The 10,509-nt window shown below is 42.2% G+C and carries 11 protein-coding genes, 1 rRNA gene and 1 pseudogene; 7 read left to right on the forward strand and 6 right to left on the reverse strand.

The window, feature by feature from the left end; genetic code table 11:
* The first annotated feature begins 98 nt into the window (after window positions 1-98).
* Genes E4K67_RS14435 through E4K67_RS14450 form a run of 4 tightly spaced genes read left to right on the forward strand, consistent with a single transcriptional unit; the run spans window position 99 to window position 3,857 of the window.
* Window positions 99-1,181 carry a hydrogenase small subunit gene (locus E4K67_RS14435; RefSeq protein ID WP_135547836.1) on the forward strand — a complete coding sequence of 361 codons (1,083 nt, stop codon included), beginning with the start codon at window positions 99-101 and terminating at the stop codon, window positions 1,179-1,181.
* Window positions 1,182-2,744, forward strand: a complete 1,563-nt coding sequence (locus E4K67_RS14440; RefSeq protein WP_135547838.1) for a nickel-dependent hydrogenase large subunit — start codon at window positions 1,182-1,184, stop codon at window positions 2,742-2,744.
* A gap of 16 nt (window positions 2,745-2,760) precedes the next feature.
* On the forward strand, window positions 2,761-3,345 hold the full coding sequence (gene cybH, locus E4K67_RS14445; protein WP_135547840.1) for a Ni/Fe-hydrogenase, b-type cytochrome subunit: 585 nt from the start codon (window positions 2,761-2,763) through the stop codon (window positions 3,343-3,345).
* Between the two features lie 2 nt (window positions 3,346-3,347).
* Window positions 3,348-3,857: a HyaD/HybD family hydrogenase maturation endopeptidase gene (locus tag E4K67_RS14450; protein ID WP_135547842.1), complete on the forward strand. Its 510-nt coding sequence runs from the start codon at window positions 3,348-3,350 to the stop codon at window positions 3,855-3,857.
* Between the two features lie 137 nt (window positions 3,858-3,994).
* Here the strand turns inward: E4K67_RS14450 and hypB are convergent, their stop codons facing one another.
* The gene (gene hypB, locus E4K67_RS14455; RefSeq protein WP_135547844.1) at window positions 3,995-4,672 is read right to left on the reverse strand and encodes a hydrogenase nickel incorporation protein HypB; all 678 of its coding nucleotides are present in this window, start codon (window positions 4,670-4,672) and stop codon (window positions 3,995-3,997) included.
* Complete coding sequence (gene hypA / locus E4K67_RS14460) at window positions 4,673-5,014, reverse strand: hydrogenase maturation nickel metallochaperone HypA (RefSeq protein ID WP_135547846.1); 342 nt, start codon at window positions 5,012-5,014, stop codon at window positions 4,673-4,675.
* A gap of 320 nt (window positions 5,015-5,334) precedes the next feature.
* Between hypA and E4K67_RS14465 the strand changes: the two genes are divergently transcribed.
* Window positions 5,335-5,556: an alpha/beta-type small acid-soluble spore protein gene (locus E4K67_RS14465; RefSeq protein WP_135547848.1), complete on the forward strand. Its 222-nt coding sequence runs from the start codon at window positions 5,335-5,337 to the stop codon at window positions 5,554-5,556.
* A 376-nt stretch (window positions 5,557-5,932) separates the two neighbouring features.
* Here E4K67_RS14465 and larA read toward each other — a convergent pair whose 3' ends face one another.
* The 3 genes from larA to E4K67_RS14480 form a co-directional block, all read right to left on the reverse strand.
* Window positions 5,933-7,195 carry a nickel-dependent lactate racemase gene (gene larA / locus E4K67_RS14470; RefSeq protein ID WP_135547850.1) on the reverse strand — a complete coding sequence of 421 codons (1,263 nt, stop codon included), beginning with the start codon at window positions 7,193-7,195 and terminating at the stop codon, window positions 5,933-5,935.
* Between the two features lie 120 nt (window positions 7,196-7,315).
* Window positions 7,316-8,188 (reverse strand): sugar diacid recognition domain-containing protein, encoded by an 873-nt coding sequence (locus E4K67_RS14475; protein ID WP_420841541.1) that lies wholly within the window; start codon window positions 8,186-8,188, stop codon window positions 7,316-7,318.
* Window positions 8,189-8,435: 247 nt separating this feature from the next.
* Window positions 8,436-9,305: a methyl-accepting chemotaxis protein gene (locus E4K67_RS14480; RefSeq protein ID WP_135547854.1), complete on the reverse strand. Its 870-nt coding sequence runs from the start codon at window positions 9,303-9,305 to the stop codon at window positions 8,436-8,438.
* A 574-nt stretch (window positions 9,306-9,879) separates the two neighbouring features.
* Between E4K67_RS14480 and E4K67_RS31110 the strand changes: the two are divergent.
* Both E4K67_RS31110 and E4K67_RS31115 read left to right on the forward strand, forming a co-directional pair.
* A pseudogene (locus tag E4K67_RS31110) lies at window positions 9,880-10,185 on the forward strand (DUF3102 domain-containing protein).
* Window positions 10,169-10,351, forward strand: a complete 183-nt coding sequence (locus tag E4K67_RS31115; protein WP_135547856.1) for a DUF3102 domain-containing protein — start codon at window positions 10,169-10,171, stop codon at window positions 10,349-10,351. The pseudogene E4K67_RS31110 and the gene E4K67_RS31115 overlap by 17 nt, the downstream one beginning before the upstream one ends.
* Window positions 10,352-10,433: 82 nt before the next feature.
* On the opposite strand, the gene rrf is transcribed toward E4K67_RS31115, so the two are convergent.
* Window positions 10,434-10,509 (reverse strand): 5S ribosomal RNA (rrf, locus tag E4K67_RS14495); the annotation flags it as partial.

Consider the following 10,509-nt stretch of genomic DNA (forward strand, 5'->3'; position numbering starts at 1 on the left):
TCTCCCGAATATAAGTTAACATATATAATTTTTGTTCTAATATTTACAGATAACAGTGGAAGCGTTACAACACAAATTCAGGAGGTGTTCTGCAAAGTATGGGTAATTTCGATTTACTCAAAGTCAAAGGGGTTTCTCGGCGTGATTTTATGAAATTGATTGCAGCGACCACAGCGGCTCTAGGCCTACCCGAGCTTATCATCCCTCAAGCGGCCAATGCCGTAGAGCAAGCACTAAACAAGCCACCCGTTATCTGGCTGGAAGGAATGGATTGCACGGGGTGCACAGAATCAGCTTTAGCCACCTTAAACCCTTCACCCGCTGAACTTATTCTAGACATGCTTTCAATTCGCTACCATGAAACCGTTATGGCCGGATCCGGTCATACTGCCGAGGAGGCTTACCAAACAGCACTTAAAGAAAATTTCGTTCTGATTGTAGAAGGTTCCAGTCCAGGCACAGCTAAAGATGACCGTTTCTGTATGGTTGGAGGAAGGCCCTTCCGCAAAATTCTTATTGAAGCAGCTCAAAAGGCTCAAGTGATTATCGCTATCGGTAGTTGCGCCAGCGAGGGTGCTGGAATCCCAGGGGCTTGTGACACAGGTGCTGTTGGTGTCGCAGAACTCCTTAAAGCTGAGGGGATAAACAAAACCGTGATTAATCTTCCCTGTTGTCCGGTCAAACCGGCTACTTTAATTGGCACAATTTTATATTATTTGACCTATCAGAAGGCCCCAGCTCTAGATTCACAAAATCGCCCAGTTGCCTTCTATGGAAGTTTATTACATGACAACTGTCCAAGACGCGGTCACTTTGAAAATGGAGAATTCCTGACAGATTGGAACGATCCTATCCAAAAGGAGTATTGCCTGATTTTAAAAGGCTGCAAAGGTCCAAAAACTTATACTGACTGTGCGCAAGTATGGTGGAATGACAACGCCAACTTCTGTATTAATGCTGGTTCTCCTTGTTCCGGCTGTTCAGAGAAAGACTTTTACGATGGATTTAGCCCATTATATTCCAAACAAGAAATGTTTAAGCTTCCTGGTATCGGCCACGTTAATGCAGATACTGTGGGGACTGTTATTGGAGGGGCTGCCGCAGTGGGTCTAGGGGTCCACTTAATTGCTGCAGCGGCCAGCGGAAGACTGAGCAAAAAGGATCATAAGGAGGACATGTAGATGGCGAAAGTAGTTATTGATCCTTTAACACGTATTGAAGGACACTTAAGAATTGAAGTAGAAGTCGAGAATGGTAAAGTTGTCGAAGCACATGTCATAGGAACCATGTATCGGGGAATTGAAGCAATGCTCCGCGGTCGTGATCCACGGGATGCCACTTATGTTACAGAACGTGTATGTGGAGTTTGTGCTGGTTCCCATGGTTGGGCTTCCTCTTTAGCCCTTGACAAAGCTTACGGGGCCAACGTTCCGGCTGGCGGTCGTATTATCCGCAATCTAATCGTTGGGGCAATGTATCTACATGACCATCCGCTGCATTTTTATCATCTGAGTGCTCTAGATTACTTAGACGTTATGGCAGTTGCCCAGTATCAAGGAAAAGACCCTGGACTTCTGGCTGTTAAGGAAAAAATTGTTAAGCTCGTTGCAGCCGGAGATACAGCTCCTTTAACCCCTCGCTACAAACCGGATGCCTTCAGTGTTAACGACCCGGAGTTAGTGACAATGGCCGTAGCCCACTATCTCAAAGCTCTAGAAATGCAAGCAAAAGCCAAGAAAATGTCCGCTCTCTTTGCCGGTAAACAACCTCATCAATCTTCGATTGTCGTGGGTGGCGTCACTATGCTTCCTAACATTCAAGTAGTCGAGCAATTCCGTTCGATGCTCTTTGAACAACTTGATTTTATCGAGAAAACTTACTTGCAAGATGTTTTAACGTTCGGTACTGGTCCACTTCTGCCGTTAGCCCAAGCGGGTGTCGGTGGAGGAAGTCCTCACTATATGTCTTATGGTGGATTTGCCCGTGATAATGCAAGTAAAGATATGTTCTTTAAAGCAGGCGTTATCATGGATGGCAATTTAAGCAATATCTTACCGGTTGATGAAAAGAAGATCACCGAGGATGTTCAATATTCTTGGTATAAAGCCAACGCGAATGGTAATACGCCCTATACTGAGGATACCGTACCTGATCTCGATAAAAAAGGTGCCTATACCTTTGTTAAGGCCCCTCGCTATGATGGTAAACCGATTGAAGTTGGACCTCTCTCTCGAATGCTAGTTATGCAACCTAAAGGTCTGATGGACATCATTGCCAAGTATAATATTAAGCCGGGGGCTGTAGCCCGTCATGCTGCTCGCGCTTATGAAACACTCCTTCTTGCCAAAGATATGTTCACTTGGTTAGATGCTCTAGAGAAAGAAATGGGATCTAAGGATTTCCGCATCCATGATACTGAGCATTGGGAAGCTCCTGCTACAGGGCAAGGGGCAGGTATGACTGAAGTACCTCGAGGCTCACTCGGTCACTTTGTTAAAGTTGCTGATCATAAGATTGAAAACTATCAAATGGTTGTTCCAACTACTTGGAATTTCTCACCAAGAGATGATAAGGGTGTCCGTGGTCCACTGGAACAAGCCTTGATAGGCGTGCCCGTTGAAGACCTAGAAAATCCTGTTAACGTTGTACGGGTAGTCCGTTCCTATGATCCATGCCTTGCATGTGCAATTCACCTCATCGATCCAGTAACCAACGACATCAAAAAATTCCGGATCGGCTGGTAGAAAAGGAGGAAAGGACATGGTAAACCCATCAGATCATCCATTATACCAGCGGGTAAGCCACTGGATTAATTTAATAAACTTTCTAGTTTTAGGTATTACAGGTTGGTTTATTCATTCACCTTATCCCGGTATGCCCATGAATTTAGTCCGCAATCTACACTTTTTCTTTATGTATTTTCTAGTTATCAATGGGGTTATACGTTTCTACTACTCCTTTTTTGGAAAACATAAAGATTATAAAGATATTATACTCAATACCCAAGATCTCAAAAACTTTTGGCCCCAAACAAAATACTATCTGTTTATGGGAAAAGATCCAGAAACGGGGAAATATAATCCACTTCAGAAAATAGCTTATATCTCCTTTCCCATTATGGCTATGGTGCAGATTATTACCGGAGCCATTCTCTACTGGCCAGAGAAATTAGCAGGTTATGCCTGGTATTTCGGCGGTTTAGCAGCGGTTCGCGGATTTCATTACCTCTTTATGTGGTTATTCATAGCACTCGTCGGCGTTCATTTATATCTTGTCTTTACAGAAGCCTATGAACAATTCTTATTCATGTTCTTCGGCAAAATCAAGAATCAGAAGGGACTGTAATAATGCATTCACCTAAAATAATGGTGATGGGGGTAGGAAACATCCTCTTGTCAGATGAAGGTCTTGGCGTTCGCTTTCTAGATGTGCTGAAGAAAAAGGATCTCCCCGAAAATGTGGAGCTCCTTGAAGGAGGTACAGCGGGACTTGAACTGGTTCATCTGATTCAAGAGGTCGACTTTCTGATTATCGTCGATGCAATTAATGCTCAAGCCGAACCAGGAGCATTGTTTCGTTTTCACCCGGGAGATATCAAGGTGTTTCCTGAGCAATATGAAGTTTCTTTTCATCAAATCGGGATCATTGAGGTACTCGCCATGGCTAATGTATTAGGGCATGCCCCAATAACCTTAATTTTTGGGATTCAACCAAAAAGTCTTGAATGGGGAATGGAGATCAGCTCTGAAATTACAGCGTTATTTCCTCGTCTTACTGAATTAATACTCAACGAGATTGATTTCATACAGCGCGAAGGGAAATTTACTCCGGATTTATCGGACGCACTCAATTCTTAAGATCTATAACCCTTAAACAAAACCCACGGAGAAAGCACATGAAACATGTACTTTATTCGTGGGTTTTGTAATATTTAAGATTCTCACAGCGAACCGCTGCCGCTAGTATCCATTGGGGATCTCATAAAGAATAGGTACTAACCGTTTTTCTGATAGGTTGTCACTTCTCGTCTTAACCAATTTGTCCACATTTCAAGACCATTTCCATTACGACAAGAGACTTCAAAAATCTGGATATCTGGATTTATAGCTAGGATATCTTGTTTCATGTTGTTCATATTCACGTCTGTAAACGCCTCAAGGTCCATTTTATTTAACACAACTGCTTTGGCATTGCGAAAGATCACAGGATATTTAGCCGGCTTATCGTCTCCTTCAACGATGCTCAACACAATGACCTTAAAAGCCTCTCCTAAATCAAAGTCGGCCGGACAAACAAGATTTCCAACATTTTCTATGATCATTAGATCCGTTGCTTGCCAATTAAACTCAGGCAATACTTTACTTACCATTTTACTATCCAGATGACATCCTCCGCCAGTATTAATTTGAATAACGGGGACTTCCTGAGCAGCAATACGATCCGCATCCTTACTTGTAAATATATCTCCTTCAATAACGCCAACCTTCATGTCCACCCCTAAAAGGGGCAATGTCTTCTCTAAGAGAGCGGTCTTCCCTGCTCCAGGAGAACCTATCACATTAATGGCTAAGCAATGATTTTTGCGGAAGTGTGCTCGGTTAACTTCTGCCTGAATATCATTTGAACTAAGTAAGTTCGCCATCACTTCAATTTCGCGGCGATTAGATTCCATTTATTCAACCTCCAGACTTTCAAGTAAAAGCTCGTCTCCCTGAATAACTTCAATGCTAGTATTCTGACACTCCGGACAGAGGAAAAACATAGTTTCCACACTGAATTCAAGCTGACAATTTCGACAACGGCCACGCACCGGAACTCGCTCAACAATTAGCTCTGCTCCTTCACAGATAGAATCCTTGCAAAAAGCTTCAAACACCATCTGTAAGGCATCTGGTTGTGCATTCGTAAGTTCTCCTACTTTTAGTTTAACCTGCAGCACTCTCTTTACTTCATGGTGAGTAAGGGTCCGCTCTATAACCTCAAAAACTCCACCCATCAAAGCCATTTCGTGCACATTATTCCTCCTTCATGAGTGAACTCGTTCAACTTGAAGTCAAACATCGAGACCTTGGTGACGATAGAGTATGCAAACCTACTATAATAACAATTCGACAGGAGGAGTAAATATCCTCCATCTCTAACTCCAATAATTCAGAATCTTCGGCAAGTCGCATTTATTATATTTCTTTATAATTTACACACTGCAGTATTCCAATATATTAGTTAAGTTAGTCATATGGTTTAATTGAATTTGAATAATTGTGTATAGAGCTTTTTTTTCTGGATAGGATAATAATGCGTTCGCAAACAACTGATAAAGGAGGATGGTTGCATATGAGCCGAAATACACCTGAAGTTCCTGAATCCGAAAGACAGTTGGATGAACTCAAGTGGGAAGTAGCTGAAGAACTACAATTAGACGATGATATTCAAGAAAAGGGTTTTGCAAATATGACTACCCGTGAAGTGGGTCAAATTGGTGGAAATATGGTTAAAAAAATGATTACCTTTGCCGAGAAGGAAATGGCTGAACAAGGTTCTGATATAATTGACTAATATGAACTCTTTAGTATCAATCATAAACGTATCGATCCTATCAACCAACTCAAGATCGAAAAATCCCATCTATATAATATAACCCGGAGACCAAAAAGGGACGCTCGTAATAAAATGAGCGCCCTTTTCTTTTTTTCTTTTTGTTTTCTCTCTATGTTTCATACTAATTCTCCAACCATCGATCGAGCGTGCACTCAATAGAAAAGTTCGCATCAGTATTTCAAGCATATACAATTGTCATGGTTTTTACTCCCAGGTATTCTAGGCAACTCAATGGCACGGGTGCAACAACATTACTTCTCGCATTTCTCTGTCAAGATATGTATTGTCTGCCGAATACATTGAGAATCAAACATTTCTAAAAGACAATGCCTACTTATTCTTCCACATAAGGAATAGTCAGCGGTCCAAGGGGCAATACAGCAATACTCATTTCGGGGCCGTATTTACCCACTAGTTCATTCAAAGTCTGTTCAATATCTTTAGTCGGGGTAAGCATTGCTATTTTAACCGATTCGTCGGATAATGTTGAATAAACGTGAACATCTGCCCACTCCTGGATCATAGCTAGTCTTTGGGCTTCCCACTGGTCAAACATCTGAAAAGAAGGGTCATTAATCATTTCTAGGAGTTCCTTTGGAGACTTACGCATTTGCAATATCTTTACAAAGTTTCCATGTTCGGGCATACCTTCGCTGCATTCTGCTGCGCAAATAATCGTCCCCCCCTGCTTCACAATCATACGTGCGGCGTCCATTCCTTTTACAGCCTGATATAGGTTTTGATCGAGAGGGTAGCCAGCGTTCGTTGTTATCACTACGTCGTAACGAGCATCACATTTTACCATGGCATGTTCTTTAACATAAGCACACCCAATGGCATGTGCCTCAACCAACTCACCTGCAAAAACATTGGTGATGTTCTTTTCGCCATTCAGTGCGACATTAAGAAGAAAATCTGGTTTACAAAACGTATTAACTTCCCTCGTCATAGCTTGTAGTGGATTGTCATCTAGAATTCCCCAGGTAGCCAATGGGTGTCCAATCATTTTGGCGTTGTGGAATGTTAGGATAGTTTCAATCCCCGCGATACCAGGCATAATTCCCTTTGGTCCTCCAGAAAAACCCGCAAAAAAGTGAGGTTCTATAAACCCGGTCACAATCCTAAAGTCAGCCTCAACGTATTCTCTGTTTAAGTATACCTCGCAGCCGAAACTACTTGTTCCGAGATGCGCCAATTCCGATTTTTCGTGACAGTGATGGTTAATAATTCGAACTGTATCTACAATAGTTTCCCCAAGCATCTCGATAAACTCTTCCCTTGTTTGGTCACGGTGAGTCCCGAGGCCATTAATGATCGTAATATTCTCTAAGGGCACATGGGGAAGTTCCTCAATTATCCAAGGAATAAGCTTTTGATTTGGAGTCGGTCTGGTAATGTCACTTATAACAATGACAACTCGATCACTAGACTTAACCATTTCCTTTAAAGGTTTAGTACCACTAGGGTTGCGCAGAGCTCGCGTCACAGCCTGATGATCGTCCTCGATACATTCCAAGTGAGTGGGTTCAATTACTGTGGAATAATCAGGAACGTTAACGTTCAAGCCATTTTTTCCGTAGGCCAAAGTAACTTTCATAGAAACCTCCTATATATTAAATATTTTCCGTATAAGGATCTTGTCCAATAAACAAGCCGTTTATCCCGGACTAACCGCCAAGCTTGAGATTTCGTCAAGAGCTGGTTACTGGTAATTCAACTATAGTTTAGAAGCCAACGCTTGTAATTCTTGGCTCACTAATTGTACGCCTTCTACTAATTTTGCAATTTCCTGATTGGCTTGCGCCTGTTCATGAGTAATTGCACTGTTACGTAGGGAATGTTCAGTAATTTCTTGGATGACTGTTTGGAATCCAAGCAAAATGTCACTTATCTCATTTGCTGAACGATTACTCGCTTCTGCTAATTTACGCACCTCGCCGGCAACCACCGAAAAACCACGTCCGTGTTCGCCTGCCCGGGCTGCTTCAATTGCAGCATTCAACCCTAACAGATTAGTTTGCTTGGCACCTCGCCTGATAAGCTCTAAGATACCAGCAGTGGATTTGAGCTGATTTTTTCCTTGCTGGGCCTCTTCTGCAATAGTCTGGCTGATAGAAGCAACCTCTTGGGCAGAAGCAGCAGTTTGTTGTACCGCACTAGCTGCTTGTTCAACTGAAGTGCTCAGGGCCTGAACTTGATAACGTATAAATTCTTTCAATTCTTCATCTCTTAGCAACATAATTACCATACCGGCAGCTATCTTAGCAACTGGTTCGACGATTGACAACTGTCCGGCGATACCAAATGTACCAATTTTAACATCGTCTACTTTGATGGCAATATTAAAGCCCTCTTTGATATTAGCATTAGAAGCTTCAGCCTCTGCTGCAGTAATGGCTACAGAATCAAGGTTAGTCGTTAATATTTGTCTACTTCCTTTATGCTGTACTCCTATTCTAGTTTGTGCCGAATCAGCAATGATTGACCCAGTATCATCACAGACAATAACTGCGAATCCACTTTTTTCATGAATAAATTGCACAATTTTTTGAGCAATAAGATCAGTGAGCTTGCAAACCAATTTTCCCATCCCCTTTCCTACCAAATAATACATTATAATGTTTTATTATATCATATTATGTGTCTGATGGTCGGACAGGTTCAGTTAAGGCAAAGAATTTTGTATAGTTTGAATAATGAAATCTAAATTAGCATGTCGTAGGCTATTATAGCTACAAGGCAACCAAGAGACCATCTCCGAGGATGGTCTCTTGGTTGCCTTGTAAGGTCAACACAAACGGGAACCAATATTAAAAACTTTAGTCATGTGAACGTTATCATAATTTAGAAGACAATGATTGCAATTCCCAACTTACTTGTTGTACCCCTTCAACTAATTTTGCAATTTCTTGATTAGCCATTGCCTGCTCATGGGTGATAGCACTGTTGCGCAGGGAGTTTTCCGTAATTTTCTGCACAATAGATTCAAATTCCAGTAGAATCGAGCTTATCTCATTGGCGGAACGATTACTTTCTTCAGCTAATTTACGAACTTCACCTGCAACAACAGAGAAGCCACGACCCTGTTCGCCAGCTCGCGCTGCTTCAATTGCAGCATTCAGCCCTAAAAGATTGGTTTGCTTGGCACCACGCCGGATAAGCTCTAATATACCTGAGGTGGACTTTAGTTGATTCTTTCCATCCTGTGCCTCTTCAGCAATAGTTTGGCTTATAGAAGCTACTTCCTGAGAAGAGGCAGCAGTTTGTTGCACAGCGCTTGCGGCTTGCTCAACCAAAGTGCTTAGCATTTCGACTTGGTTACGAATGATCTCCTTTAATTCTTCATCCCTAATCATCATAACTACAATACCTGCAGCTATCTTGGCAACGGTCTCAACGATCTCTAAAGGTCCTGCAACAGCAAATGTACCAATTCGTATACCGTCCGCTTTAATGACTACACTAAAGCCTTCTTTGGATCTACCTTCCGTTGCTTCAGCGTCAGCGGCTGTCACAATAGCATAATCATTGCCGTTTGTTAATATTTCCGTACTTCCCTTATGTTGAATTCCTATTCTTGATTGAGCAGAATTTGAGTCCGCAATAATTTTCCCTGAATCGTCACAAACGATACCATGATAACCACTATTTCCATAAATAAAATCAACAATCTTCTGAGAAACAGAATCACTGAGTTTTAATGCCATATATTACTTCTCCAATCTTAAAAAGAATACGCTACTACTATTACATATCTTCGCAACTCAATTACTATGTAAACATAGATATATTTTATATGCTTACTGTCGAAAAAGCTACTATTATATTAGAATATATTATAATATAGTAGTAAAATTAATATATTCAAATCAGTGAACAATTCAAGAATTACTGCACCACGGGGACTCACCTCGAAAACTTGAGCAGTCTGGATATATACACGGGTAGAACCCCAGCATCAAGCAGTGGCAAGGGGACGTCTTGTTTGCCACTAACATAAATTGATTAATTACTCTAAAAATCGAATTTGTACTAACTCAAATAGACCTCGCGCTATGATTAGTCTTTTTCATTTGTTACCTGAAGATACGTAAACCACGATAGTCTCCAGTTGTATATAGTCTGGATTTGCTTGTACTATTGTTTACTGTTGGGAAGCATCTTTGTCCAAACCGCATTTTTTTATGGGTGAATAACCCTCACACTTGTCTGGAGCCCGACATATCTTATAAGAGTATCTGAAAAGACATTCCGAAAAAAGGATGGGCAGCCGGTATGAGGATGATTTCCAACAGGACGCCTGAGCAAATTGCGTCCGAGATTAACTATATCAAGGAGGAAAGTGGCAAAATGCTGCTTACCAATGCTGGGGAGATCGGAAGGCGTCTGACGGAAGCCAAAGAGCTGGTACCCCATGGGGAGTGGCTCAAATAGCTGACTGAATCCGTGAGTTACACCCGGAGCACGGCCAGCAGACTGATGAAAACCTTCCAGGAGTACGGGGCTATACTCTCCTCCCCTGACGAGGAAGAGAGCCCAAATGTTGCATCGATGCAACATTTGAACCCCAATGCTCTCCACCCCTGACGAGGAAGAGGGCCCAAATGGTGCACCGGTGCACCATTTGAACTACACCCAAGAGCTCATCCTTTTTGGGATCCCGGTAGAGGAACGGGATCAATTTATAGCGGACAATGATGTTGGGAACATGAGCCAGCGGGAGATGCGGCAGACACTCCAGCAGTGTGGATGAACAGGTGAAACCCCCGCCCCATATTACCGTATAACTAAACACAAAAAAGCTATCTCCTAAGAGATAGCCTTTTTGCTTGTTTACCTGGCGATGACCTACTTTCCCAGGGGCTTGCGCCCCAAGTATCATCGGCCCTGGAGGTCTTAACTTCCGTGTTC

The sequence above is a fragment of the Desulfosporosinus fructosivorans genome (genome assembly GCF_004766045.1).
Taxonomy (GTDB): domain Bacteria; phylum Bacillota; class Desulfitobacteriia; order Desulfitobacteriales; family Desulfitobacteriaceae; genus Desulfosporosinus; species Desulfosporosinus fructosivorans.